The sequence below is a fragment of the Lysobacter daejeonensis GH1-9 genome (assembly GCF_000768355.1).
GTDB classification, from domain to species: domain Bacteria; phylum Pseudomonadota; class Gammaproteobacteria; order Xanthomonadales; family Xanthomonadaceae; genus Aerolutibacter; species Aerolutibacter daejeonensis.
In genome coordinates this window covers 25,793-50,039 of sequence record NZ_AVPU01000017.1, presented here as the reverse complement: position 1 = coordinate 50,039, position 24,247 = coordinate 25,793, and the positions used below count along the sequence as shown (strand labels likewise).

The window sequence follows — 24,247 nt, the reverse complement described above, 5'->3', positions numbered from 1 at the left end:
CCCCGGCCTTCGTCCATGCTGCGCACCGCCACGATCACCGTCCTGCTGCTGGCTACCACCGTGACCTCGCCGGCAGACGCCGGAGCCGTCGCCACGTCTCCCGGCACCGCCATGACGGCCCCCGCTCCCGCCGACGCCCTGGCCGTGGCCCAGGCCGAAGTGATGGCCGCCGAGCGCGCCTTCGCCAAGACCATGGCCGACCGCGACCACGCCGCCTTCGCCGGCTTCCTGGCGGAAGAGACGGTGTTCTTCTCCGGTGAGCAGGCCACGCGGGGGCGCGCGGCGGTGGCCGAGTCGTGGGCGCGGTTGTACGAAGGCCCGGACGCGCCGTTCTCGTGGGAACCCGACCAGGTGCAGGTGCTGGATTCGGGGACGCTGGCGCTGAGCACCGGACCGGTGCGCGACCCGTCGGGCAAGGTCATCGCCCGCTTCAACTCGATCTGGCGTCGCGAGGCGCCCGGCGTGTGGAAGGTGGTGTTCGACAAGGGCAGCCCGGTGTGCGCGCCAAGGACGCCCTGAGGCGGCCGCGACCATCCTGCCCTGGCATCGCGGCATAGCGCATGCGGTGCCGTGCGCGCTGGAGGGGGCCGCGCCGCGGTATGGTGACGCACCTCGACCGATCCGCTCCGGAGCGCGTGCCCGCCCGATGTCCAGCCCCGACCGTTCCGCACTGTCCGCATCCTCCTCGCCGATGGCGGCAGCCGATACCACGCCGCTGCAGCACGCGCTGAAACCGCGGCAGCTGATCATGATGGGGTTGGGCACGGCGATCGGCGCCGGCCTGTTCCTCGGCTCGGGCGTGGGCATCCAGGCCGCGGGGCCGGCGGTGCTGGTGTCGTATCTGATCGCCGGCGCGCTGGTGATCATCGTCATGCATGCGCTGGGCGAGATGGCCGCGGCGCATCCGGCCAGCGGCGCGTTCTCGGTGTACGCCGCCGATGCCTTCGGGCCGGTGGCCGGCGCCACGGTCGGCTGGCTGTGGTGGCTGCAGGTGGTGATCGTGGTGGCCGCCGAATCGGTGGGCGCGGCGGGGCTGCTGGCCACGCTGTGGCCGGCGCTGCCGGTGCCGTGGCTGTCGTTGGGCTTCATGGTGGTGTTCACCGCGATCAACCTGCTGGGCGTTCGCAACTTCGGCGAGTTCGAATTCTGGTTCGCGATCGTGAAGGTGGTGGCCATCCTGGCCTTCATCGCCATCGGCATCGCGCTGCTGATGGGCTGGCTGCCGCAGGTGACGCCGCCGGGCTGGAGCAACTTCACCGCGCATGGCGGCTTTGCCCCGAAAGGACTGGCCGGTATTGGCGCGGCGCTGCTGGTGGTGGTATTCGCCTTCGGCGGCACCGAGATCGTCGCCATCGCGGCCGCCGAGTCCGAACACCCGGGCCGCAGCCTCGCACAGGCGATCCGCACCGTGGCGTGGCGCATCCTGGTGTTCTACCTGGGGTCGCTGGCGGTGATCATCGCGGTGGTGCCGTGGACCAGCGAGGCGCTGAAGTCGCCGTTTGCCGCAGTGCTGGAGGTGGCGCGCATTCCGGGGGCGGCCGCGGCGATCACGCTGGTCGCGGTGGTGGCGCTGCTCTCGGCGCTCAACGCCAACCTGTACGGTGCGTCGCGGATGATCTACTCACTGGCGCAACGCAACGAGGCACCACGTGCGCTGGCCCGCCTGGACGCCCAGCGCGTGCCGGTGCTGGCCGTGTTGGCCAGCGTGGCGTTCGGCTTCTTCGCCACCGCGCTGGAGTTGCGTTGGCCGGACAAGGTGCTGCCGGCGCTGCTGAACCTGGTCGGCTCGACCTGCCTGATGGTCTGGACCATCACCCTCGCCTCGCAGTGGGTGCTGCGTCGTCGCGCCGACCGCCAGGGTCGCGGGCTGCCGTTCCGCATGCGCGGATTTCCGTACGTGACGCTGGCCGGGCTTGGCATCCTCGGGCTGATTTTTGCGTTGACCCTGCTGTCGCCGGCTTCGCGCACCCAGTTGCTGTCCACCGTCGCATTGACCGTGGCGATCGCCGGGCTGTGCCGTTGGGCGAAGCGGTAACTGCAGGTTGTTGAGGTAACGGCTCGCGCGAGGCGACGGGGGGCGCCGGGCCGCTACCTTCAACCGGAGGTGCATTACACCGGGCGCGTTTCGGTGGTGTTCGAGCGGGTCCGCTGACCCGGAGCGCCCCACCGCAACGTTGTTCAACACGACATTGGCGCACCAGGGCGCCCCTCGTTGGAGTCACCCATGATCCGCATCCTCGGCATCTCCGGCAGCCTGCGCCGCCAGTCCTACAACACCGCGCTGCTGCGCGCGGCCCAGCGCGTGGCCGGCGACGACGTCGCGCTGGAGGTCGCCACGCTGCATGGGATCCCGCTGTACGACGGCGACGTTGAGGCGCGGGATGGCCTGCCTGCGGCCGTGCAGGCGCTGAAGGCGCGCGTGCTGGCCTGCGACGGGCTCCTGCTGGTCACCCCGGAGTACAACAACGGCATCCCCGGCGTGTTCAAGAACGCCATCGATTGGCTGTCGCGCCCGTCCAGCGACATTCCCGCGGTGTTCGGCGGACGGCCGGTGGCCATGCTGGGTGCCTCGCCCGGGGGTTTCGGCACCATCCTCTCGCAGAACGCGTGGTTGCCCGTGCTGCGCACGCTGGGCATGCAGCAGTGGGCCGGCGGCCGGCTGATGGTGTCGCGTGCGCACGAAGCGTTCGATGCCGAGGGCATGCTGGTCAACGACCTGGTGCAGCGTCAACTGGTGGCGTTCGTCAGCGGCTTTGCGGCGTTCGTGGCCGGTGCACGCCGCGCGGGCTGAACGACCCGCGCTGACCTCAAGTCACGGTCGCTGGTAGAGCAGCGTCCGCCCACGCGGGCGCGACAGGGTCTGCAAGGCCTCGCGCCAGCCGGTGGTTTCGGGGAAGGCCCCGGTCATGGCGGCCTCCAGCGCCGCGAACCCAGGCTGCGCCGCGCGGACCGGCAGGCATTGCCCGTGGGCGGCAAACTCCAGCACCACATCGTCGCTCGGGGTGCCGTGCACGCGGCTGGCGTGGATCATCGACACCGCCTGCCACGGCACGAAGGTCGGGCCGATGCAGAAACCAAAGGCCGTGACCGAGATCGGCGCGGCGCTGGGGCCGGCCGTGCGGGGACGTCGTTCATCGAGATGGAAAAGAATGCCCACGCGGTTCGGATCCGGCCGCACGATGTGGCGGCGCCAAGCTAGCGTAACGCCCAAACCGGCGTGGACCGGTCACGGAACGGGGGCCCCGCGCCTGTCAGGCCGCGCCCTCGCGACGCCGGTAATACAGCACCGTCGGTGTCAGCCCGCCCGCCGGCTCGCGGGCGAAGTCGGGAATGGCGCCCGCACGGGCCCATCCGCGGGCCTGATACAGCCGCTCGGCCGGCGAACCGGCTGCCGTGTCCAGCACCAACAGCGTGCGCGCCTCGGCATCGGCGCACGCGTCCACCTGGTCCAGCAGGCGCGAGGCGATGCCCCGGCGCCGATACCCGGCCAGCACCAGCAACTTCTGTACTTCGCCGCGGTGGCGCGCATTTTCCCGCTCGCACAGCACCAGTTGCACCGTGCCCACCGTGCGCGTGCCGTGCTGGGCCACCCACATCCGCTGCATGCGCCCCAGCGTCCGCAACGTCCCATGCCAGTACTCGGCTGCCGTATGCAGGCGCAATGGATGCAGGAACCCGACCGATGCGCCACGCGCCACGCTGTCCTGCAACAGCAGGCACAGGTCCGCGATCAGCGGGGTGTCGTCACGTCGCACTTCGCGGTAGCTGATCATGTCGCATCTCCGTTGCGCGAACCCGGGCGCACCGCGCATTGGCCGTCGGGGTGCCATGGGCCATACCCTGCCACGACGCTGAATAAAAACCGGGCCCGGGAAACCCGGGCCCAAAGGCGAAAACGGGGGGAGGGTGAGCCCGTCTTCGTTGAGAGATGCCAAACGCCGCGCTCAGCTTTCGTATGCGGTTTCGCCGTGCGAGGTGATGTCCAGGCCTTCGCGTTCGGATTCCTCCGGCACGCGCAGGCCGACCAGCGCCTTGACCAGACCGAAGGCCAGCAGCGAGACCACGCCCGACCACACCACGGTGATGCCCACGCCCAGCGCCTGCACGCCCACCTGGTGTGTGATGGAGAAATCGGCCGCACCGGTGCCGCCGAGCGACGGTGCGGTGAACACGCCGGTCAACAGCGCGCCGACGATGCCGCCCACGCCGTGCACGCCGAACACGTCCAGCGAGTCGTCGGCGCGCAGCAGGCGCTTCAGCCCGGTCACGCCCCACACGCCGGCCAGGCCCGCCACCGCGCCGATCACGATCGCGCCCAGCGGACCGACCGTGCCGCACGCCGGGGTGATGCCGACCAGGCCGGCCACCACGCCCGAGGCGCCGCCGAGCATCGACGGCTTGCCCTTGTGCACCGCTTCCACCAGCGTCCATGCGATCGCCGCGGCCGCGGTGGCCACCAGCGTGTTGATGAACGCCAGTGCCGCGCCGGCCGTGGCCTCGAGGTTGGAACCGGCGTTGAAGCCGAACCAGCCCACCCACAGCAGCGACGCGCCGACCATGGTGAAGGTCACGTTGTGCGGCTTGATCGCGTCACGGCCGTAACCAGTGCGCTTGCCCACCAGGTACGCGCCCACCAGCCCGGCCACACCCGCATTGATGTGCACCACCGTGCCGCCGGCGAAATCAATCGCGCCCTTGGCGAACAGGAACCCGTCAGGCGCGTACCAGACCATGTGCGCAATCGGCAGGTAGGCGAAGGTGAACCACAACACCGAGAACAGCAGCACCGCGCGGAACTTGATGCGCTCGGCGAACGCGCCAACGATCAGCGCGCCGGTGATGCCGGCGAAGGTGGCCTGGAACGCCACGAACACGTACTCGGGAATCGACACACCCGCGGTGAACGTCGCCGCCAGCGAGTCCTTGGTGATGCCCAGCAGGAACACCCGGTCCAGCGTGCCGATGAACGCGTTGCCGCCGGCGAACGCCAGCGAGTAACCGTAGGCCACCCACAGCAGCACGATCAGAGAGAACACCGTCAGCACCTGCATCAGCACCGACAGCACGTTCTTGCTGCGCACCAGGCCGCCGTAGAACAGCGCCAATCCCGGCACCACCATCAGCAACACCAGCAGCGTGGACGTCATCATCCACGCCACGTCGCCCTTCTCCACCACCGGCGCCGCCGCGGAGGCAGCGGCCTGCGCCACCTCCGCGGCATCCTGCGCGTGCGCCGGCAGCCACGCCGCCAGCGCACCCAGCACCGCCGCTCCCCAGACAGCGTGTGCCAGACGGCCCGTCATCCGGGGCTTGTCCGGTGCGGCGATCGCCAGCACCGGCTTCATCATGTCGTTGTGCTTCATCGTGCAGTCCCCCGGTTCACAGCGCGTCTTCATCGATCTCGCCCGTGCGGATGCGGATCGTGCGTTCGATGGAGGTGACGAAGATCTTGCCGTCACCGACCTTGCCGCTCTTCGCGGCGTTCTGCACCGCCTCCAGCGCGGCATCGAGCATCGCGTCGGCGACCGCGCATTCCAGTTTCAGCTTGGGCAGGAAGTCGACGACGTACTCGGCGCCGCGGTACAGCTCGGTATGGCCCTTCTGCCGGCCGAAGCCTTTTACTTCGGTCACGGTGATGCCGGACACGCCCACCTCGGCGAGCGCTTCACGCACCTCGTCGAGCTTGAACGGCCGGATGATGGCGGTGATGAGTTTCATCGGTTGCCCCTCAACGGTTGCTTGCGTGGTTGGATGGATGGGTCATCGCTCAGAACGCCTTGCTCACGGTCAGCGCCACTGCGCTGCCGGCGATCTCGTTGCCGTAGGCGTTGGTGTAGAGCACCTCGTCGGCGTCGGTGTCGGTATAGGCCAGGCCCACCGAGAAGCCGTTGTCGAAAGCCTTGCTCACGCCCAGCTTCCAATCGGCGTATTCGTAGGCTTCGTTGTTCTCGATCCACTGCTTGCCGCCGTGCGCGGCCAGCGACCAGCCACCACCCAGCGTGTAAGTGGCGTTGACGTCGAGGTAACCACTGCCGTCGGAGTCGACGTAGCCGAACAGGTCGGTAACCGCGTAGGAGTACTTGGCGCCAATCGACAGCGCGTCGGTGGCGGCCACGGTCAGGCCGGCGTAGACCTCGCCGGTGTCGGGGCTGTTGAAGCCTGCCGGGTAGTCGCCTGGATACCAGTAGTACAGCGCGCCGACGTCATAGCTGACGCGCTCGCCCAGCTTGCCGCGGTAGCCGGCGTAGGCGTCGAGCTCCAGGCTGTTGGAGACGGACGCACCGGCGGCGGAGTAATCGGACAACCAACTGACGTTGCTGCCCCAGGTGCCGGCGTAGAAACCGCTGTCGTGCGCGTACTCGACGCCGGCCTGCACGGCGGGGTCGCCGTTGGTCTGCGACACGCCGCGGAAGACGTAGTCGCTGGTCAGTGCCGCCGAGCCGGACACGCCGGCGTGCGCCTGCGCCATCCCCATGGCGGCAAACACGGTCAGGGCGATGGACGAAACACGGATGGAACGGGACTGCGTGCTGCGAGACTTCATGAACCAGGCTCCTCGAAAGGCCCTCCCTGGTTATGCACTCGGTGTTGCGTGCTGCTTTCTTTGGCACGAGTTGCCCCGTGCCGCCTCCGTGCGTGCCTGCTCGTGCAGGTCACGCCGGCGGTTGCGGCCTATCAGGTGTTTCTGGTTATGGGTGCTGCGGTACTGCGGCGTCCTGCCGTGCCGTGCCCCATGCGAGGCACGGCGGTTTACGGCATCAGATGGTGTAGTACAGCTGGTACTCCAGCGGGTGCACCGCGGCGCGGAACTGCTGCACTTCCTTCATCTTCAGGCCGATGTAGGCGTCGATGAAGTCGTTGGTGAACACGCCACCGGCGGTGAGGAACTCGCGGTCCTTGTCCAGCGCTTCCAGCGCCTGGTCCAGCGAGTGGCACACGGTCGGGATGTTCTTCTCTTCTTCCGGCGGCAGGTCGTACAGGTCCTTGTCACTCGGCGCGCCCGGGTCGATCTGGTTACGGATGCCGTCCAGGCCGGCCATCATCAGCGCGGCGAAGGTCAGGTAGCCCGAGTTCACCGGATCCGGGAAGCGGAACTCGATGCGGCGCGCCTTCGGGTTGGCCACGTACGGAATGCGGCACGACGCCGAGCGGTTGGAGGCCGAGTAGGCCAGCATCACCGGTGCCTCGAAGCCGGGCACCAGGCGCTTGTACGAGTTGGTGGCGGAGTTGGCGAACGCATTGATCGCGCGCGCGTGCTTGAACACGCCGCCGATGTACCACAGCGCCATCTGCGACAGGCCGCCGTAGCCGTCGCCGTTGAACAGGTTGACGCCACCCTTGGCCAGCGACTGGTGCACGTGCATGCCGCTGCCGTTGTCGCCGACCAGCGGCTTGGGCATGAAGGTCGCGGTCTTGCCGTTGCGGTAGGCGACGTTCTTGACGATGTACTTGAGCATCTGCAGCTCGTCGGCCTTGCGGGTCAGCGAGCTGAACTTGGTGCCGATCTCGCACTGGCCGGCGTTGGCCACTTCGTGGTGGTGCACCTCGACCTCGATGCCGACGGCTTCGAGCGTCTTGCACATCTCGGCACGGATGTCGTGCAGCGTGTCCAGCGGGGCCACCGGGAAGTAGCCGCCCTTCACGCCCGGACGGTAGCCGGTGTTGCCGCCTTCGTACTCACGGCCCGAGTTCCAGTGCGCCTCTTCCGAATCGATGTGGAAGAAGGTGTGGCCCATGTCGTTGGCGTAGCGCACGCTGTCGAAGATGAAGAACTCCGGCTCCGGGCCGAAGAACGCCTGTTCGGCGATGCCGCTGGACTTGAGGAACGACTCGGCGCGCTTGGCGATGCCGCGCGGGTCACGCTCGTAGGCCTGCATGGTGGTCGGGTCGAGCACGTCGCAGGTCAGCACCAGCGTCGGGTCGGCGGTGAACGGGTCCAGGAACGCGGTGCCGGCGTCGGGCAGCAGCACCATGTCGGACTGGTGGATGCCGCGCCAGCCGCTGATCGAGCTGCCGTCGAACATCTTGCCGTCCTCGAACAGGCTCGGCTCCACCACCGACTTCGGGAAGGTCACGTGGTGCCACACACCGCGCATGTCGGTGAAACGCAGGTCGATGAATTCGACCTTGTGGTCCTTGATCAGCTTTTCGACGTGTTCGAACGACATGGGGTGGCCTCGGCTGGGGATCGGATGTCAGGGCCGCATGGGGCGGCGTACTTGGTATGAAGCAAGTAGCGTGCCAACGTTTTACATTGCGCAAACCATTGATTTTATTTGGCAAAACCGGGCTGATGCACAGCCGCCTCACCAACAAGGTGCAAATGGCGCACGCCCGCACCGTTTTGGTGCACAGCTCCGGTGCCTTCCGGGGAGCGGCCAGGGGAAGAGTCTAGGATCGGGCGATGACCCGCATGCGACCGCGCATCGGGCAAAGCGCGGCACCTCGGCCGTGCCCCAGACGCCCGACACGCCTGCCGGCCGCACCAACCGAGGCCCCTTGGCACATCGGGATTCCGGTGGACGACCCGCCCCCTGTGCACAACCTGCCCCGACAGCCAATCCGCGACCGCCATCGCACGCGGCCGCGCCGAGCCACGACCCGCGTCACGGCCGCGCCGTGGAGGTCGCCACTACCCTTGTGCGCATCCTCAATCCGAGACACTTCGAATGAAACGCCTCATCGCCTTCCTGCTGGTCGTGCCGTTGTCCGGCTGCGTGTTGCTGCCGGTGGAACTGGGCGGCCCGAGCCACGGGCTGGTCTGCCACAAGGGCAAGAAAACCATGGAACTGCCGCGCGAGGCGATCGACGCCCACCTGGGCCACGGCGACTACCGGGGGGCGTGCCGCTAAGCACCGGCTTACGGCAAGGCGGGCGGCCCGCTCACCTGCGGGTCGCCGGCCACGCGCCGCCTCAGCTGGCCCAGGCCAGCACCTGCACCAGCGCCCGCCCGCCCAGCAGCAGCACCGCGAACAACACGGCGGCCAGCAGCAGCGGCCGTGGCCCGGCCTGGCGCACCGCGCCCAGGTGGGTGCGCAGCCCCAGCGCTGCCATCGCCATCGCCAGCAGCGCGGTGTCCAGTTGGACCAGGGCCGCGACCAGCGCCGGCGGCAGCCACTGCAGCGAATTCAGCGCGGCCATCGCGATGAAGGCCACCGCGAACCACGGCGGCGCGAACCGCAGGCGCCCGCCACCCGCCGCATCGCCGCGCTGCAGGCGCAGCGACAGCAGCATCAGGAACGGCGCCAGCAGCATCACCCGCAGCATTTTCTCGATCACCGCCACCGCGGCGGCCTGCTCACCCACCGCGCGGCCGGCGACCACCACCTGCGCCACTTCGTGCACGGTGCCGCCGACATACAGGCCGTAATGGTGCGCATCCAGGCCCAGCACCGGGTACAGCCACGGGTAGGCGAACATCGCCACGGTGCCGAACACCACCACCGTCGCCACCGCCACCGACACCTTGTGCGCCTGCGCGCGCACCACCGGTTCGGTGGCCAGCACCGCGGCGGCGCCGCAGATGGCGCTGCCGGCGCCGATCAGCATCGAGGTCTCGCGGTCCAGGCGGAACACGCGCGTGCCGAGCCACGTGCCCAGCGTGAACACCACCGCGACCACCACCACCGCCATCGCGATGCCCGGCCAACCGACCGCGGCGATGTCCTGGAAGGTGACGCGGAACCCGTACAACACGATGCCCAGCCGCAACAACGTGCTGCGCGCGAAGTCGACGCCACTGGCGGTGTAAGGCGCCACGCGCGGAAACAGCGTGTTGCCCAGGCCGATGCCCAACACGATGGCCAGGGTCAGCGCGCTGAGGCCCGCGCCTTGCAGCAGGGGCACGCGCGACAGCGTCATCGCCAGCGCCGCCACCGCCGCCGCCAGCAGCAGGCCGGGCGCGAAACCGGCACGACGCCAGGGCGGCAAGACCACCTGCGCGCCGGATGCCGGCATGGCGGGCGGGGGCGCCGCCGTCGCGGCGGTTTCGGCAAGCGGGTTCAGCGGCGGCACAACAGGGGACATGGCGGCACGGGACGACGGAACTGGCGCGCAGGCTAGGCCAGCACCGCTTATGAATCCAATGCATATACTTCCAACGAATATGAATTTGACTCATGCATGGCCACGCACCTGAACCTGCACCTGCTGCGCCTGTTCGCCGCCGTGGTGGAGCACTGCGGCTTCTCGCGCGCGGCGGACGCGCTGTTCGTCACCCAGTCGGCGGTCTCCAAGGGCGTGCGCGAACTGGAGCGGCAACTGGATCTGGCGTTGCTCGACCGCGGCAGCACCGACGGTGCACGCCGCGGCGTGCGCCTGACCGACGCCGGCGAGGCGCTGTACCGGCATGCGCGCGCGTTGTTCGCGATGGAGAGGGCGGCGCTGGAGGACGTGCGCGACCGCGTGGGCCTGCACCGCGGCCGCTTGCGGATCGGCGCCAGCACCACCGTCGCCGGCTACTGGCTGCCGCCCGCGCTGGCGCGCTTCAGCGCCGCCCACCCGGGGATCGAACTGTCGCTGCAGGTCGACAACACCGCCGGCGTGGCCGAAGCGGTGGCCGCGGGCGGGCTGGACGTGGGATTCGTCGAGGGCGCGGTCGACGACGCGCGCCTGCGCATCGCACGCTGGCGCGACGAGCCGCTGCAACTGGTCACCGCCGCCGGCGACCCGCTCGCCGAGCGAAGGCGACCGGCAGCCAGCACCCTGTCCGCGCGCACCTGGCTGCTGCGCGAGCCCGGCTCGGGCACCCGCCAGGTGGCCCAAGCATGGCTGGAGGCCGAAGGAATCATCCCGCGGCGCACGCTGGAGATCGGCAGCAACGATGCCATCGCCCGTGCAGTGGCCGAGGGTGCGGGACTGGCCATCCTGCCGGCCGTGGTGGTCGCCGATCCCCTGGCCGCGGGCCGCCTGCGTGCGCTGAGTGCGCCGGGCAAACGCGCGCTGGTGCGACCGCTGTTCCGGCTGGAGTTGGCGCAACGCCCCCGGCCGCCGGCGCTGGAGGCGTTTCTCGCGCTGCTCGACTGATCCAGCCTGCGCAGTCCCGCCTGCGCGGCATGCCGCCATCGGCGGTCGGCCACGACGCATCGGCTATGCTGGCGCCTCCGTTTTTCGCCCCCACCCGCATGACCGACCTGCTCGCCGCGCTGTTGCTCGGCATCATCGAAGGCATCACCGAATTCCTGCCGATTTCCAGCACCGGCCACCTGCTCATCGCCCAGCACTGGCTGGGCCACCGCAGCGACCTGTTCAACATCGCCATCCAGGCCGGCGCGATCCTTGCGGTGGTGCTGATCTACTGGAAGCGGCTGTGGGGCATGCTCGTCGCCTTCGTCGGCTACGATGCGCCGGCGCCGTACGACCCGCTGGGCGTGACCGCCACGCCGGCGCAATCGCGCGACTACGCGTTCAAGTTGCTGGCCGCGTTCGCCGTCACCGCCATCGGCGGCCTGCTGGTGAAGAAGCTGGGCTGGGAGCTGCCTGACACCGTGCGCCCGATCGCGTGGGCGCTGATCATCGGCGCCGCGTGGATGGTGCTGGCCGAGCACCTGGCCGCCAAGCGTGCCGAACGCGAGGGCGAGCGCGTGGCCATCGCGTGGACCACCGCCCTCCTGGTCGGCGTGGCGCAGGTCGTCGCCGGCGTGTTCCCCGGCACCTCGCGCTCGGCGGCAACCATCTTCGTGGCATTGCTGGCGGGCACCACCAGCCGCGCCGCCGCGACCGAGTTCGCATTCGTGGTTGGCATCCCGACGATGTTCGCGGCGACCGGCTACGAGCTGCTGTCGATGATGCGCGATGGTGGCTTCGGCGCGGAGAACTGGACGGCGCTGGGCGTGGCGTTCGTCGCCTCGGCGGTGACAGCGTTCGTGGCCGTGAAGTGGCTGCTGCACTACATCCAGTCAAACCGCTTCACCGCGTTCGCGGTCTACCGCGTACTGCTCGGCGTGGCCCTGCTGGCCTTCATCCCCGAAGGCGGCTGAGCCCGTACCTGCACCGCTTGCGCGCATGCGCCGCCCCTGCAAGGCGTGGCAACCGCCTGTGCCGCGCAACGCACTCGCGGCACAGAGCGTCGTGCCGGCTCAGTCCTTGACCGCCGGATTGAGCGAATACGTGCCGTAGATCGCCGCTTCGGCCAGCACGTGGCCGTGCATGGCTGCCTGCACGTCGGCGGCGGTGAAGCGCGCCGGCAACGGCAGCGTGGCCACGTCCAGCGCGAACACGCGGAAGAAGTAGCGGTGCAGGCGCAGGTCGTTGGGCGGTGGGAATGGACCGTCATAGCCGCGCCAGTCGCCGGCCATGGCCGCATCGCTCGCGAACCAGCCGGTGTAGTCGTTGAGGCCCTGGCGGCTGCCTGCCGGGCCGGCGGGCGCGGCCTTGCCGTGCGGCACCACGCCGTCGCTGCACGCACCGGCGACGATCTCGCGCACGTCGGCCGGGATGTCGGCCATCACCCAGTGCACGAAGTCGCAACGCGGCTGCTCGGCCGGGATCTGCACGTCGGTGCGGCCCACCATCTCCGCCACGGTCGGCACGTCCGGGTCGATGCACAGCAGCGCGAACGAATGCGTGCCGGCGGGGACGTCATCCCACGCCAGGTGCGGGTTGCGGTTGGGGGCGAAGCCGAAACCGTCGGCGGTGGGCTGGCCGGCGGCGAATTCCGCCGGCAGCCGTTGGCGGTGTTCAAAGCTGGTGCTGTGGATGTGCATGCTCGCCTCCGAATCGGTGGACTGCGGGATCAGCGACGGGGCGGCGCGCCGAAGGCCATGCCCGCGGCGCGCCGCCGTGGGATCACTCGGCGTACCCCAGGCGCTTGGCCACCGGGCTCAGCAGGGCAAAGGCCTCGGCCAGCGGGCCGCTGTAGGCGCGCCAGCGCCCGGCAGCCAGACGCTCGGGCTGGACCACACCCTGCGGCGGGATCATCACCTGGGTCTCCAGCGTATCGGCCAGCAACTGCGCCAGGGCCTTGGGGTCGGTGCCCGCCTCGTCGAGCTTGACCAGGCGGTGCGGGAACAGGTCCTGCTCGTGCAGGTAGGCCACCTGTGCCAGCACCTGCGCCAGCCAGCGCGCACCGGCTTCCGGCGACTCCAACCGATACGGCACCGGCGAGCCGAACGCCAACCAGTCCAGCAGCATGTCGCGGGGGTCGCGCAGCGCAACCATCAACACCGCTTCGGGCAGGTGTGGGCGCAGCGCAGTCAGCAGGGCGTTGTCCCACCACAGCAGCCAGTCGAATACGTTGCCGTCCTCCACGCCACGCGCCGGCAGCAACGCGCGCCACTGCGCCACCAGCGCCTCGGCGTCGGCCTCCGCATCGCTCGCCGACAGCTGCTCGATGGTCGGGTAGCGCTGCAGGAAGTCGTTGGGCGGGTTCGGTCCGAGCCGATCCATGCGCAGCGGGGCCCCGCTGTACTCGAAGGTCCCGGCGATCCGTTCCACCAGGCTGCCCGGCGCACCCCACACCAGCAGCACGCCCTTGGCGCCTTCCGGCAGCGGCGCCAGCTCCGGCCAATCGCTGCGGGCCGGGCTGACCGGCGGGTACGGCAGGCGCTGCTCCACCACTTCGGCATGCAACTCCGCCCATGTCGCCACGGCGGCGTCGACCTGGCCGGCGGCGTCGTACGCGCGGCCCAGCAGCTGGCGCAGCGTGCGCTTCACCTGCGGGTCCGCGGCGCGGACGATGAGGTTGTCGATGCGCGCGATCGCGGCATCCGGATCGGTGCGCAGCAGCGCATCGACCACCCGCAGCTCGGCGCCGGTATGGCCCGGTTCCAGTTCGGTGATGCGACGCGCGATGGCATCCGCCTGCTCGACGGCGCCCGCGGCGTCCTCAATGGCCCACTGCGCCATCAGCGGCGGCAGGGTGTCCGGCATGGCCTGCAGCCAGCGCGCGACCACCGCGCGCGCCTCTTCGCCAGCGAACGGCTCGAACACCAGGCGGGCGTGCCACAGGGCCGTTTCGGTCGGGTGCGCCTCCAGCGCGGCGTCCAGCACGCTGCGCGCTTCGTCGAGCTGTTCCTCGCGGCGCCACACCTCCACCAGCGGGGCGATGTTGGCCCGGTCGGCCGGCGCGGCGTCGAAGGCGCGGCGCAGCAGTTCGCGGGCGCGATCGGCGCGGCCGCCGTCGTATTCGAGCATGCCGACGGTGCGCAGCAACGCCGGCGACGGATCACCCTCCAGCAGCGGCGTCAGCAGGTCGGCGGCATCGGCCTGACGGCCCTGCCGACTGGCGAGGTTGGCCACCAGCATGCGCGTGGCGCGCGATTCCGGGCGCGACTCCAACAGCGAGCGGAACGCCTGCTCGGCGAAGGCGAAGTGGCCCTTGGCCATGTAGGCAAAACCGAGGGCATGGCGCACCTGCTGGTCGTCCGGGGCGCGCTCGGCGGCGCTTGCCAGCGTCGCCAGCGCACCGTCGACATCACCGCGGCGCAGCGCGACGGTGCCGAGGATCGCCGCCACCTGCGGGTGCTCGGGTGCGATGCGCGCGGCCACGCGGGCCACCCGTTCGGCTTCGTCGAGGTCGCCACGGGCAATCGCCAGCTGGCCCTGCACGACGTACGCCGGGAACTGGTTGGGATCCAGCCCGATGGTGCGCGCCAGCGCGGCTTGGGCCTCGTCTATCTGGCGCTCGTCCAGCAACAGGCCGGCATGCACCAGGTGCAGTTCGGCATCGTCCGGGGCCAGTTCGATGGCGTGTTCGATCGCGGCCACGGCGGCATCGCGCTCGCCGGCGGTACGCAACGCGGTCGCCAGCAAACGCTGGGCGGTGGCGTCCTGCGGGTTGGCGGCCACGGCATCGCGCGCGGCGGCCACGGCGGCGGCGGCGTCACCGCTGCGCAGGGCCTGGAGAATGGTTTCGTACATGGACAGCCTGGATCCGGGGCAAACCCGCATTGTAGCCGCAGCCGGCGGGCCTGCCGGTCAGCCGGCCGCGGCCCCGGCGTCCGCCAGCTGGGCGCTGATCCAGCGCTCGGCAAAGCCCTCCAGCCGCCCACCTTCCACGAAGCCGCAGTGCCCGCCCCATGGCGAGATCTCCAGCCGCGCGCTGGGCGGCAGCTGCAGCCGGTGGAAGTCGGCCACCGGGATCACCGGGTCGTCCGCCGCCATCAGGATCCGCGCCGGCACCTGCAGGCCCGCCAGGCGGTCGCCGGCGATGCAGTAGCCGTCGAAATAGTGTTCCAGGCTGCCGAAGTCGGTCTGCCGCAGCACCAGCCAGCGGGTGAGCTCGCGCATGTCCATGTGCAGCACGCGGTCGTCGAAGTCGTGCAGGTGCGGGAACAGCGCGCGCTTGCGTGCCAGCGACTCGGTCCATTTGCGCTGGAAGTACCAGCGGTACACCGGCAGGCCCCGCTCCAGCACGTCCATGGTCCGCGCCGGGTCCAGCACCGGGCACACCACCGCCACGCACTGCAGGGGAATTCCGGCCGCCGGTGCCCGCAGCGCCAGGCGCAAGGTGAAGTTGCCGCCCAGCGAATAGCCCGCGGCAACCATCGGCCGCGCCGGGAAGCGCCGCGCCACCTCCGCCGCCGCGCGCACCACTTCGTCGATGCGGTTGGAGTGGAAGATGCCCTCGTTGAGGTGGTGGGTGCCGCCGTGGTCGCGGAAGTTAAGCCGGAACACCTCGAAGCCGGCTTCCAGCAGGCGCGCGGCGGTCAGGCGCATGTAGCTCGAATCCACGCTGCCTTCCCAGCCGTGCAGCAGCAGGGCCAGGCCGCGCGACGCACGCCCCGGCACCGCGCTGTGCACGCCGAGCAGGCGCACGCCATCGCCGGCATCGATCAGGTGCTCCTGGCTGTGCGCGCCGACCGCCAGCAGGCGGCGCTCACCCAGGAGCTGGCGCCAGCGGTTGGAGCCCAGCAGCGACTGCACGTGGCCGCTGCGCGCCCACCAGGCCGGACGGAAGTCGGCGGCCGAGACCATGGCTCAGCCCGCCATCGCCTCGACGATGCGCTGCCGCGCCGTCTCGGCGATGCGGCGGCGGCCTTCGGCCTCGCCCGCGGCGATCGGCGCCAGGAAGTGCACCTCCGCCAGGCGCGCGGGCTCGCCCAACAGGCGCAGGAAATTGCCCATGAAGCTCTCGCGCGGGGCGAAGGCGACCGTGCGCTGCGCGTTGCCGCCCTCGCCGTACACCAGCGCCACCGGCTGCACCGGCGCACCGGCTTCCACTGCCGCCAGGAAAATGCGGGCGTGGAACGGGCCGATCTCGCCGCCGCCGCGCGTGCCGCCTTCGGGGAACACGCCCACCGCGTGGCCGCTGCGCAGCCGCGCCAGCATCTCGTGCAGCACGCCGCCCAGCGACTCGGCGTTGCCGCGGTGGTGGAAGATGGTCTCCGCACGCGACGCCAGCCAGCCCACCACCGGCCAGCGCTCGATCTCGCGCTTGGCCACGAACCCCATCATGCGCTGGCTGTGCATGGTGACGATGTCGATCCAGCTGACGTGGTTGGCCACGAACATCACCCCGCCCGGCAGCGGCTCGCCCACGCGACGCAGGCGGAAGCCGAACACCCGCATCAGCCCGGCCGACCACCAGCGCACGGCCAGGTGGTCGATGCGCTCGCCGCGCAGTTCGACCGCGCCGATGCCGGGCAGCATCGCCAGCAGGACCAGCGGCAGGTCGACGAGCAGGTGCCACAGCAGCAGCGGCACGCGGTAGGCGTAGCGGAGCGCGCGCGCCAGCGGCGCGGACGGCGCCGGCGCGCCGGCGGGGGAAGACGGCGCATTCATCGTGGAAACGATACCGAAGCGTCGACGGCGCGACCAGCAGCGCGGTCACACCCCACCGTGGCGTATGCAACGTCGCTCGGTCAGCCGCGCGGCACCACGGCCAGGGTCAAGCGCGAGACGCAGACCGGGCGGCCCTGTTCGTCTTCGATGCGGATGTCCCACACCTGGGTGCTGCGGCCCACGTGCAACGGGCGCGCGGTGCCGGTCACGACCCCGTCGCGGGCGGCGCGCAGGTGGTTGGCGTTGATCTCGATGCCGACGCAGATGCGGTCGTCGGGCACGCACAGGTTGCCGGCACTGCTGCCCAGCGTTTCGGCCAGCAACACGGACGACCCGCCATGCAGCAGGCCATAGGGCTGACGGGTGCGGGCGTCCACCGGCATGGTGGCGGTGATGTGGCCGGGGCCGACATCGGTGAAGACGATGCCCAGGGTGTCGATGGCGGTGTCGCGCGAGAGCGCGTTCAGCGTGTCGAGGTCGGGCGGGTGGCGGAACGGTGAGGGCGGGTGGTCGTGGGGGCGGTCCATGCCCCCACGATAACGGACCCCATTCCCCTCAGGCGAGCCTGGCTCAGGCAACGCGGAAGTGCGGCTGGTTCCAGGACGAGGTGTAGCGGCCGTGGGAGGCGTAACCGCTGCTGTTGCCGTAGCCCACGCCAAAGTCGCGGTCGCGGTGCAGGTGGCGGATCGGGGTGACGGTGGCCAGCTTGGCGGTGGTGTTGTCGGCGTTGCGGCGGTCGGCCGACATGCGGCGCTCTACCAGGCGGCGTTCGGCGTTGCGGCGGTTTTCGGCGCGGGTTTCGGCGGAGAAGATAGCGTTCATGGCGGTGTCCTTTGGGCTGGGGTGTGATCTGGTGTGTTGGTAAAGTACAACACCAGACCAATTCCGCCATGGGCCGGAAGTCACCCCACCGATGGCCTAGCTGGAAGGCGGGGGCGTGCGCTGCGGAATCAATGACTTGGATCGCCCCAAGGGGCGTTTGGTTGCCATGACTGATGACAGGGGGGCAGCCCGCGACGGCCCACCTGGGCCCCGCCACTCCCCGCGTGCCTACAGGATCGGTGCCAGCCCGGCCCCGAACGCAGTGAAGATCCGCGTGGTCAGGCTCTTCAGCCCGAGGTCCACCTCGGGGAAATCGCCGACCGGTCGGTAGCAGGCGCGGAAGCCGGGCGCGTCCGGCGGCACCGGTTGCGGGCACGCGGGCCCGGGCACGAACTCGTAGCTCGTGGCATAGCGCACCGGCCAGAAATCGAACACCGGCAGCGTCTCGAACGCCTTGCCCAGCGAGTAGTTGAGCCCCGACAGCACCGGCGGCCGGTCGCGGCGCGCGATCACCCAGGCGTTGGCCGGCGCGATGTCGCGGCGGATGCTGGCCGCCAGCGCCTGCGCGAACGCGGCATCCTCGATCACCACCGCGCTCTCGGTGTTGTAGTCGTCACCACGCGGATCGAAGTTGTGCGTACCGACCACGCCGATGCGGCCATCGATCACCATCGACTTGGCGTGCAGGCCGATGCGCACGCCGGCGCGCTTGAGCGGCACCGGCTCGTTGGCGCCGCGCGAACCGAAGCGCAACGCGGCGTGTTCGCGCGACAGCGGGTCGCGATAATTGGTGCGCGGCCGGCGGACGCTGCCGAAGTCGCGGCGTGGGCGGGTCGCCCGCGCCCGTGAAACGGGGGCGTCGCGGATCGCGTCGGCCACGGCCGGCGCACCGTCACTGGCCGTCCCGGTGGGCGTGGTACCTGGATCATCACCGGGAACGCCGATCAATGGCGGCAACGTGGCCCCCGTCGTGGCCACGTCGATCGGCGCATCCGCGGGGAATGGCTTGAACTCATAGATATTGAAGCCAAATTCGCGCAGGTAACGGCGCTTGTACTTGTACGACAGCGCATAGGCGATGAACGCATCGGTCGCCGCCAGGCTGTTGGTCGACACGATCACCCTTGGCGGATCGGTGCGCGCACGCAGCGTGCGGAACATGTCCTGCGCCGGCTTGGACAGCACCAGGTACGGCGTCTGCAGCATCACCTCGTGCTGCGCCGATTCAATCAGCCGGCGCAACGAATGCGAGGCATGCGCGTTGCCCTCGGCACCGCCTTCGTGCTTGGCCGGAGTGTCGGAGATGTAGCCGACGGCGCCCACCGGCAGTGCCGGCGTGACCAGCCGCTGTTCGACCAGGCCGCTATCGGCGGCATCGGTACGCATGCGCTCGGCACGCTCCGGGCGCTGGAAGCGCGCGGGCGGCAGTGCCGGCACGCCACGCGCCAGCAACTCGCGACCGACATCGTTCAGGCGTTCGGCCGGCACGCTGCGGGCGTCCTCCCAGAACCGCACGAAATCCGCGTCCATCTCGCGCGCCACCGGCCCGGCGACCAGCACGTCGCGGTCGCGGAAGTTATAGGTGGCATCCCAGTCGTAATAGTCGTCCTGGTAGTTGCGGCCGCCGGTGATGCCCACCGCGCCGTCGATCAACAGCAGCTTGGTGTGCATGCGCTGGTTCAGCCGGCGCCAGCAACAGGCCGCGGCCAGTGCGTATTGCGGGTAGCTGATGCGCGCGCGCCCAAGCACCGGGTTGTACACCCGCACTTCGAGGTTGGCGTGCGCGCCGGCCAGCGCGGCGAGGGTTTCAATCTTTTCCAGCGCCGCCAGCTGGTCCAGCAGCAGTCGCACGCGCACGCCACGGCGCGCGGCGGCCAGCAGCTCGTCGATCACCAGGCGGCCGGCGTCGTCCTCGTCGAAGATGTAGGTCTGCAGGTCGATGGTGGTGGTGGCGCTGCGGATCAGGTTGATCCGTGCCAGCAGCGCATCCGGGCCGTGGTCCAGGATCAGCGCGTAATGGCGCGGCGCTTCCGGGGTGGAAGCGGCGAATGCCTCGCCGGCCAGGCGGCGCAGCGGCGACGGCTGCGCACACGCGTCCGCCGCGGCGCAGTCCACGGTGGTGGCGGCACGCGCCTGCGCGGCCACGGTGGCGGCCTGGTCGCGCTGTGCCGGCGACAACGTCGCACACGCGGCCAGCCACAGCGCCAGCGTGGCGACCACGATGGATCGCAAACCCGTCATTCGTCCTCGTTCTTCAACCTGACCCGCATGGTGAAGCGCACCCAGTCGGACAGCACCAACCGGTAGCCGCTCAGGCCGTAGTCGGCGCGATTGATGACACCGGTGGCGACCACATCGCAGTCCCGGCCCGGTCGCGCGCATTCCGCAGGCTGCAGTATGAAGGACTCGCTGCGGGTCACGCCATGCAGGGTGAGCTTGCCGCGCAGCTTGCCGCCGTCATGCACCAGCGCCTCGCGGTGCGGCTCGGACAGGAAATCGATGTAGGGATAGCGCGCGGCGTCGAAGAACTGCGGGCCGCGCGCCATCACCGTGTAATACGTTGAATCGGCCACTTCGATCGCGGCCGCCGCCAGCGTGAGTTGCACCTGCTGGCGGCCGTCGGCCAGGGCGGTGACCATGCCCTGGTGGCGGGCGAAGGTGCCGTCCACGCGCTGGCCCCAGCGCGTGCGCAGCTCGAAGCCAATGCGTGAACGTTCGCTGTCGATCTCCTGTGCACCGGCCGAAGCCGCCCCGGCGCAACAGACTGCGGCGGCCAGCCAGCGGAACCAGCGCCGGGTCACGGCCACCAGAAGGCGGACAGCTGGGCGATGCCAGGCTCCAGCGCGGTCTCGGTGGGGACGTGGAGCACGGCGATCCCGGCGGGCGGCATGCCCCGGTAGTCACCCGACTGGCCGCTGTGCAGCAATGCGGCCAGCCGCTCCAGGCCGGGGTTGTGGCCCACCAGCATCAACCGTCCAACTTCGACGTTGGCGTCGGCCAGGCCGATCAGGGTGCCGGGCGTGGCCTCGTAGATCGCCGGCTCGATGCGCTGGTCGATGTAACCGATGGCCCCCAGCACCGCTTCCAGCGTCTCGCGGGTGCGCCGCGACGGCGAGCACAGCACGCAGTCGGGGATCAGGTGGTTTTCCGCCAGCCAGCGACCGGCGGCCTCGGCCTCGGCCAGGCCTTCGGCGGACAGCGGGCGGTCCAGGTCGGCCTGGCCGGCGGAGGCCGCTTCGGCGTGGGCGTGGCGGAGCAGGATCAGTTCGCGCATTCGGTCGGTTTTCCGGCGGAGGTCAGGGCTTGCGCAACCACTTCAACAGCGGCTGCCAGTCGGACTGGTGGTCGCGCACCTGCGCGGAGTGGTAGTCGAACAGACTCTTGCCCAGCCCGGTCATCACCACGTACGCCTGGCTGTCGCGCAGCTGCGCCACCATCGGATATGGCCAGGCGCGCAGCAGCTCCACCGCCTGCTGCGAGGCGTTGGTCCACGGCTTGAGCTTGTTGCCGACCAACCCTACCCGCAGGCTGCCCTTGCGCACGCGCGGGTGCTGCGCGAGCGAGTCGAGGAACGGCACGGTGGCCTCGATGTCGAGGGTGGACGGCTGTATGGGGACGATCAGCGCATCGACATGTTCGAGGAACGGCTCGAGATCGTCGGCCATCGCCCCGGCGGGGGCGTCAACCACCACCTGCTGGGTATCGTCTGGCATCTGCTTACGCCACGCCTTGCGGCGGGTGCCATCCAGCGGCAGCACGGCGGTGTCCAGCCCCGCGCGCTTCTCGGCCCAGCGGGTGGACGAGCGCTGTGGGTCGGCATCGACCAGGGCGGTGCGCAGGCCCTCGATGGCCGCCTGCGCGGCAAGATGGGTGGCGATCGTGGTCTTGCCCACGCCCCCCTTGGAGCTGGCGACCAGCACGGTTCTCATCAAGCCCACCTTTGGCGCTTACACCGGACGGGAACCGCAGCGTACACCGGGAGTGGCGCGGGCGGCCACCTGCGCGTCGGCCACCTTCGCGACGCCTACCCCACGGGCACGTGCACCCACGCCGGCAAGGTCAGCAGCGACAGCAGCAGGCCGTAGCCCACCATCGCCGCGGCCAGCCGCGGCGCCAGGTTGTGGGCGATGGCCAGCGCGCCGGCGGTGACCATCGAGGGCATGGCCGCTTCCAGGACGGTGGTGCGGGCCATGTCGCCGTGCAGGCCCAGCAACGGAACCAAGGCCCACGCCAGCGCCGGCATCACGGCCAGCTTCAGCAGCAGACCGGTGGCCAGCGGTTTGAGTTCGTCGCGCGGCAACGACAAGCGCACCGACAGACCGATGGTGAGCATGGCCAGGGGCAACAGCGCGTCGGACAGGCGCTGCAGGCCACCGGCGATCCACGCCGGCGGCTCGGCGGGCATCACCGTGAAGCCCACCACCAGCGCCCACAGCGGCGGAAAGCGCACGATGCGGCGCGCGATGTCGCCGGCCGATGGGGTGTGGTCGCCGCCGTAGCGCGCCAGCACCCACAGGCCAAAGGTCGACATGATCAGGAACGCACCGAACTGATCGTAGATCACCGCGTACGGCAGCGCGTGTTCGCCGATCAGCGCGCGGGTCAGCGGGTAGCCGAGGAAACTGGTGTTGCCCAACGCCACGGTCAGCAGCAAGACCGCGCGCTCGTCATTGCGGAACTTCAACCAGCGCGCCAGCGCGCCCACCAGCAGCACGGTGGCGCCGAGCAGCAGCCACGGCACCGCGACGACGCCCACCAGTGCCGGTTCGAAATGCAGGCGCGGCGCATAGCGCAACACCGCCGCCGGCAGGCACACGTACAGCACCACCAGGTTCAGGGTTTGCGCCGAATCGTCCGGCAACACCCGCAGGCGCTGGAACAGGTAGCCCAGCGCCAGCATCGCCAGCACCAGGGCAAACGCATCGAAGGCCATCAGTAACCTGCCGCCTGCCCGTCCTTGCGCGATTCACTGGCGCCGATGTAGCCGCCATGCGGATTGACCATGATCGCCTGGTAGCCGCCGTAGGGACCGTCGGCGAAGCGCACGCTGTGGCCCTTGCGCATCAGCGCGCGCACCGTCTCGTACGGGAAACCGGACTCCAGGTCCAGTTCGCCGCCGTCGGCCATCGCCGTGGCCTGGCCGGCGGGTTCGGTCGAGCCATCGTGCTGGATGCGCGGCGCGTCACCGGCTTCCTGCAGGTTCATGCCGAAGTCGATCAGGTTGAGCAGGATCTGCACGTGGCCCTGCGGCTGCATCGCGCCGCCCATCACCCCGTAGCTGAGCCACGGCTTGCCGTCCTTGGTGACGAACGCCGGGATGATGGTGTGGAACGGCCGCTTGCCCGGCGCGAACGCATTGGGATGGCCTTCCTTCAGCACGAACTGCTCGCCGCGGTCTTGGAAGATGAAGCCCAGCCCCGGCGGCGCCATGCCGCTGCCCATGCCGCGGTAGTTGGACTGGATCAGCGAGACCATCATGCCGTCGGCGTCGGCGACGGTCATGTAGATGGTGTCGCCTTCGTTGAGCTGCGGGATCACGCCGGGCTCGGCGGCCTTCATCGCGCGCTCCATCGAGATCAGCTTGCCGCGCTCACGCGCGTACGCCTTCGACACCAGCGTGGCGACGGGCGTGCGGTAGTAGTCCGGATCGGCATAGGAGGCCGCGCGATCGGCGAAGGCGAGCTTCTTGGCCTCGGTGAACAGGTGCACGTGCTCCGGGCTGCCGAAACCGTAGGCCTTGAGGTCGTAGGGCTCCAGCAGGTTGAGGATCTGCAGCGCGGCAATGCCCTGGCCGTTGGGCGGCAGTTCCCACACATCGAAGCCGCGGTAGTTGGTGCTGACCGGTTCGACCCATTCGCCCTTGTGCGCGGCGAGGTCGTCGTACGCGAGGAAGCCGTCGTGGGCCTTGAAATAGGCGTCGATGCGGCGCGCGATGTCGCCCTTGTAGAACGCATCGCGGCCGCCGCGCGCGATGGCGCCCAGCGTGGCGGCCAGGTGCGGGTTCTTCCACGTCTCGCCGGTGCGGGGGCCACGGCGGCCGTTGGTGCAACCGGTCTCCTTGGCGCCACACGGCACGGTGAACTGCTCGCTGAATCCAGGCCACTTCGACAACGTCGGCACCGAGCGGCCCCAGTAGTAGGCGATCACCTCGTGCACCGGATGACCGTCGCGCGCGTAGCCGATCGCGGGCGCGAGGTTGTCAGCCATCGAGCGGCGGCCGAAGCGCTGGTGCAAGGCGAACCACGCATCCACGGTACCCGGCACGGTCACCGGCAACGGGCCATGCGCCGGAATGGCCTGCAACCCGCGACGCTGGAATTCCGCGAGCGTCAGCGCCTTGGGCGAGCGGCCGGAGCCGTTGTAGCCGTGCAGCTTGCGGGTCTTCGGGTCCCAGACGATGGCGAACAGGTCGCCGCCGACGCCGTTGCCGGTCGGCTCCATCAAGCCAAGCGCGGCATTGGCGGCGATCGCCGCATCGACGGCACTGCCGCCGGCCTTCATCACGTCCAGCGCAACCTGGGTGGCCAGCGGGTGCGAGGTCGCGGCCATCGCGTGTGGCGCGTAGACCTCGCTGCGGGTGGCGAAGGGCTTGCCGGTGATGCGGTCGGCGGCCGGGCTGGCCAGGGGCAAGGCGAGCAGGAGCGCAGCGATCAACGGACGCATGCCGGTATCCAGGTCGGAGGGCGAAGGGGCCATGCTAGCG

25 protein-coding genes are annotated in these 24,247 nt (G+C 70.1%); 6 read left to right on the top strand and 19 right to left on the bottom strand.

Annotated features, from left to right (window positions below):
* Positions 1-15 precede the first annotated feature (15 nt).
* The 3 genes from N800_RS10325 (at position 16) to N800_RS10315 (ending at position 2,791) form a co-directional block, all read left to right on the top strand.
* The gene (locus tag N800_RS10325; protein WP_232227602.1) at positions 16-519 is read left to right on the top strand and encodes a YybH family protein; all 504 of its coding nucleotides are present in this window, start codon (positions 16-18) and stop codon (positions 517-519) included.
* 172 nt (positions 520-691) lie between these two features.
* A complete protein-coding gene (locus N800_RS10320; RefSeq protein ID WP_036137991.1) occupies positions 692-2,035 on the top strand; it encodes an amino acid permease in 1,344 nt (447 codons plus the stop codon).
* Positions 2,036-2,224: 189 nt separating this feature from the next.
* The gene (locus tag N800_RS10315; protein ID WP_156962958.1) at positions 2,225-2,791 is read left to right on the top strand and encodes an NADPH-dependent FMN reductase; all 567 of its coding nucleotides are present in this window, start codon (positions 2,225-2,227) and stop codon (positions 2,789-2,791) included.
* Positions 2,792-2,812: 21 nt separating this feature from the next.
* On the opposite strand, the gene N800_RS10310 is transcribed toward N800_RS10315, so the two are convergent.
* The 6 genes from N800_RS10310 to glnA all read right to left on the bottom strand — a co-directional run bounded on the left by N800_RS10310 (position 2,813) and on the right by glnA (position 8,168).
* Entirely contained in the window at positions 2,813-3,157 is a 345-nt protein-coding gene (locus N800_RS10310) for a hypothetical protein (protein WP_156962957.1), read from the bottom strand.
* A 94-nt stretch (positions 3,158-3,251) separates the two neighbouring features.
* On the bottom strand, positions 3,252-3,773 hold the full coding sequence (locus N800_RS10305; RefSeq protein WP_052108146.1) for a GNAT family N-acetyltransferase: 522 nt from the start codon (positions 3,771-3,773) through the stop codon (positions 3,252-3,254).
* Positions 3,774-3,944: 171 nt separating this feature from the next.
* A complete protein-coding gene (locus N800_RS10300) occupies positions 3,945-5,348 on the bottom strand; it encodes an ammonium transporter (protein WP_425476509.1) in 1,404 nt (467 codons plus the stop codon).
* A 31-nt stretch (positions 5,349-5,379) separates the two neighbouring features.
* Positions 5,380-5,718, bottom strand: a complete 339-nt coding sequence (locus N800_RS10295; RefSeq protein ID WP_036137985.1) for a P-II family nitrogen regulator — start codon at positions 5,716-5,718, stop codon at positions 5,380-5,382.
* A 49-nt stretch (positions 5,719-5,767) separates the two neighbouring features.
* Positions 5,768-6,544, bottom strand: a complete 777-nt coding sequence (locus N800_RS10290) for a TorF family putative porin (RefSeq protein ID WP_052108145.1) — start codon at positions 6,542-6,544, stop codon at positions 5,768-5,770.
* Between the two features lie 214 nt (positions 6,545-6,758).
* The gene (gene glnA / locus N800_RS10285) at positions 6,759-8,168 is read right to left on the bottom strand and encodes a type I glutamate--ammonia ligase (protein WP_036137983.1); all 1,410 of its coding nucleotides are present in this window, start codon (positions 8,166-8,168) and stop codon (positions 6,759-6,761) included.
* 501 nt (positions 8,169-8,669) lie between these two features.
* On the opposite strand from glnA, the gene N800_RS10280 reads away from it, so the two are divergent.
* The gene (locus tag N800_RS10280) at positions 8,670-8,852 is read left to right on the top strand and encodes a hypothetical protein (protein WP_036137979.1); all 183 of its coding nucleotides are present in this window, start codon (positions 8,670-8,672) and stop codon (positions 8,850-8,852) included.
* A 61-nt stretch (positions 8,853-8,913) separates the two neighbouring features.
* On the opposite strand, the gene N800_RS10275 is transcribed toward N800_RS10280, so the two are convergent.
* Entirely contained in the window at positions 8,914-9,957 is a 1,044-nt protein-coding gene (locus N800_RS10275) for a YeiH family protein (protein ID WP_052108150.1), read from the bottom strand.
* Positions 9,958-10,122: 165 nt separating this feature from the next.
* Here N800_RS10275 and N800_RS10270 point away from each other — a divergent pair, with 165 nt between their 5' ends.
* Positions 10,123-11,025: a LysR family transcriptional regulator gene (locus N800_RS10270; protein ID WP_232227600.1), complete on the top strand. Its 903-nt coding sequence runs from the start codon at positions 10,123-10,125 to the stop codon at positions 11,023-11,025.
* Between the two features lie 98 nt (positions 11,026-11,123).
* Positions 11,124-11,978 carry an undecaprenyl-diphosphate phosphatase gene (locus tag N800_RS10265; RefSeq protein WP_036138040.1) on the top strand — a complete coding sequence of 285 codons (855 nt, stop codon included), beginning with the start codon at positions 11,124-11,126 and terminating at the stop codon, positions 11,976-11,978.
* Between the two features lie 99 nt (positions 11,979-12,077).
* On the opposite strand, the gene N800_RS10260 is transcribed toward N800_RS10265, so the two are convergent.
* The 12 genes from N800_RS10260 to ggt form a co-directional block, all read right to left on the bottom strand.
* Complete coding sequence (locus N800_RS10260) at positions 12,078-12,704, bottom strand: YbhB/YbcL family Raf kinase inhibitor-like protein (RefSeq protein WP_036137976.1); 627 nt, start codon at positions 12,702-12,704, stop codon at positions 12,078-12,080.
* An 82-nt stretch (positions 12,705-12,786) separates the two neighbouring features.
* Positions 12,787-14,859 carry a tetratricopeptide repeat protein gene (locus N800_RS10255; RefSeq protein WP_036137973.1) on the bottom strand — a complete coding sequence of 691 codons (2,073 nt, stop codon included), beginning with the start codon at positions 14,857-14,859 and terminating at the stop codon, positions 12,787-12,789.
* Between the two features lie 57 nt (positions 14,860-14,916).
* Entirely contained in the window at positions 14,917-15,915 is a 999-nt protein-coding gene (locus N800_RS10250) for a YheT family hydrolase (RefSeq protein ID WP_036137971.1), read from the bottom strand.
* Positions 15,916-15,918: 3 nt separating this feature from the next.
* The gene (locus tag N800_RS10245; RefSeq protein WP_036137969.1) at positions 15,919-16,722 is read right to left on the bottom strand and encodes a lysophospholipid acyltransferase family protein; all 804 of its coding nucleotides are present in this window, start codon (positions 16,720-16,722) and stop codon (positions 15,919-15,921) included.
* Between the two features lie 80 nt (positions 16,723-16,802).
* Entirely contained in the window at positions 16,803-17,249 is a 447-nt protein-coding gene (locus tag N800_RS10240) for a hotdog fold thioesterase (RefSeq protein ID WP_036137966.1), read from the bottom strand.
* Between the two features lie 43 nt (positions 17,250-17,292).
* Positions 17,293-17,544, bottom strand: a complete 252-nt coding sequence (locus N800_RS10235) for a hypothetical protein (protein WP_036137963.1) — start codon at positions 17,542-17,544, stop codon at positions 17,293-17,295.
* Between the two features lie 228 nt (positions 17,545-17,772).
* Positions 17,773-19,785 (bottom strand): phospholipase D family protein, encoded by a 2,013-nt coding sequence (locus tag N800_RS10230; RefSeq protein ID WP_036137960.1) that lies wholly within the window; start codon positions 19,783-19,785, stop codon positions 17,773-17,775.
* Positions 19,782-20,345 carry a YceI family protein gene (locus tag N800_RS10225; RefSeq protein ID WP_198032520.1) on the bottom strand — a complete coding sequence of 188 codons (564 nt, stop codon included), beginning with the start codon at positions 20,343-20,345 and terminating at the stop codon, positions 19,782-19,784. Before N800_RS10225 ends, N800_RS10230 begins: the two co-directional genes overlap by 4 nt.
* On the bottom strand, positions 20,342-20,818 hold the full coding sequence (locus N800_RS10220; protein WP_036137955.1) for a SixA phosphatase family protein: 477 nt from the start codon (positions 20,816-20,818) through the stop codon (positions 20,342-20,344). The genes N800_RS10225 and N800_RS10220 overlap by 4 nt, the downstream gene beginning before the upstream one ends.
* A gap of 22 nt (positions 20,819-20,840) precedes the next feature.
* Positions 20,841-21,473 carry a ParA family protein gene (locus N800_RS10215; RefSeq protein ID WP_036137953.1) on the bottom strand — a complete coding sequence of 211 codons (633 nt, stop codon included), beginning with the start codon at positions 21,471-21,473 and terminating at the stop codon, positions 20,841-20,843.
* A gap of 95 nt (positions 21,474-21,568) precedes the next feature.
* Positions 21,569-22,477, bottom strand: coding sequence for an AEC family transporter (locus tag N800_RS10210; RefSeq protein WP_036137950.1), 909 nt, complete (start codon positions 22,475-22,477; stop codon positions 21,569-21,571).
* Positions 22,477-24,240, bottom strand: a complete 1,764-nt coding sequence (ggt, locus tag N800_RS10205; protein ID WP_425476507.1) for a gamma-glutamyltransferase — start codon at positions 24,238-24,240, stop codon at positions 22,477-22,479. Before ggt ends, N800_RS10210 begins: the two co-directional genes overlap by 1 nt.
* Between the last annotated feature and the right edge of the window lie 7 nt (positions 24,241-24,247).

Coding starts and splice junctions, on each gene's coding strand:
- N800_RS10305 (WP_052108146.1), bottom strand. CDS start 3,773: ATGATCAGCTACCGCGAAGTGCGACGTGACGACACCCCGCTGATCGCG.
- N800_RS10215 (WP_036137953.1), bottom strand. CDS start 21,473: ATGAGAACCGTGCTGGTCGCCAGCTCCAAGGGGGGCGTGGGCAAGACC.
- N800_RS10260 (WP_036137976.1), bottom strand. CDS start 12,704: ATGCACATCCACAGCACCAGCTTTGAACACCGCCAACGGCTGCCGGCG.
- N800_RS10250 (WP_036137971.1), bottom strand. CDS start 15,915: ATGGTCTCGGCCGCCGACTTCCGTCCGGCCTGGTGGGCGCGCAGCGGC.
- N800_RS10290 (WP_052108145.1), bottom strand. CDS start 6,544: ATGAAGTCTCGCAGCACGCAGTCCCGTTCCATCCGTGTTTCGTCCATC.
- N800_RS10240 (WP_036137966.1), bottom strand. CDS start 17,249: ATGGACCGCCCCCACGACCACCCGCCCTCACCGTTCCGCCACCCGCCC.
- N800_RS10220 (WP_036137955.1), bottom strand. CDS start 20,818: ATGCGCGAACTGATCCTGCTCCGCCACGCCCACGCCGAAGCGGCCTCC.
- glnA (WP_036137983.1), bottom strand. CDS start 8,168: ATGTCGTTCGAACACGTCGAAAAGCTGATCAAGGACCACAAGGTCGAA.
- N800_RS10300 (WP_425476509.1), bottom strand. CDS start 5,348: ATGATGAAGCCGGTGCTGGCGATCGCCGCACCGGACAAGCCCCGGATG.
- N800_RS10325 (WP_232227602.1), top strand. CDS start 16: ATGCTGCGCACCGCCACGATCACCGTCCTGCTGCTGGCTACCACCGTG.
- ggt (WP_425476507.1), bottom strand. CDS start 24,240: ATGGCCCCTTCGCCCTCCGACCTGGATACCGGCATGCGTCCGTTGATC.
- N800_RS10275 (WP_052108150.1), bottom strand. CDS start 9,957: ATGCCGGCATCCGGCGCGCAGGTGGTCTTGCCGCCCTGGCGTCGTGCC.
- N800_RS10245 (WP_036137969.1), bottom strand. CDS start 16,722: ATGAATGCGCCGTCTTCCCCCGCCGGCGCGCCGGCGCCGTCCGCGCCG.
- N800_RS10320 (WP_036137991.1), top strand. CDS start 692: ATGGCGGCAGCCGATACCACGCCGCTGCAGCACGCGCTGAAACCGCGG.
- N800_RS10295 (WP_036137985.1), bottom strand. CDS start 5,718: ATGAAACTCATCACCGCCATCATCCGGCCGTTCAAGCTCGACGAGGTG.
- N800_RS10280 (WP_036137979.1), top strand. CDS start 8,670: ATGAAACGCCTCATCGCCTTCCTGCTGGTCGTGCCGTTGTCCGGCTGC.
- N800_RS10315 (WP_156962958.1), top strand. CDS start 2,225: ATGATCCGCATCCTCGGCATCTCCGGCAGCCTGCGCCGCCAGTCCTAC.
- N800_RS10270 (WP_232227600.1), top strand. CDS start 10,123: ATGGCCACGCACCTGAACCTGCACCTGCTGCGCCTGTTCGCCGCCGTG.
- N800_RS10230 (WP_036137960.1), bottom strand. CDS start 19,785: ATGACGGGTTTGCGATCCATCGTGGTCGCCACGCTGGCGCTGTGGCTG.
- N800_RS10255 (WP_036137973.1), bottom strand. CDS start 14,859: ATGTACGAAACCATTCTCCAGGCCCTGCGCAGCGGTGACGCCGCCGCC.
- N800_RS10265 (WP_036138040.1), top strand. CDS start 11,124: ATGACCGACCTGCTCGCCGCGCTGTTGCTCGGCATCATCGAAGGCATC.
- N800_RS10210 (WP_036137950.1), bottom strand. CDS start 22,477: ATGGCCTTCGATGCGTTTGCCCTGGTGCTGGCGATGCTGGCGCTGGGC.
- N800_RS10235 (WP_036137963.1), bottom strand. CDS start 17,544: ATGAACGCTATCTTCTCCGCCGAAACCCGCGCCGAAAACCGCCGCAAC.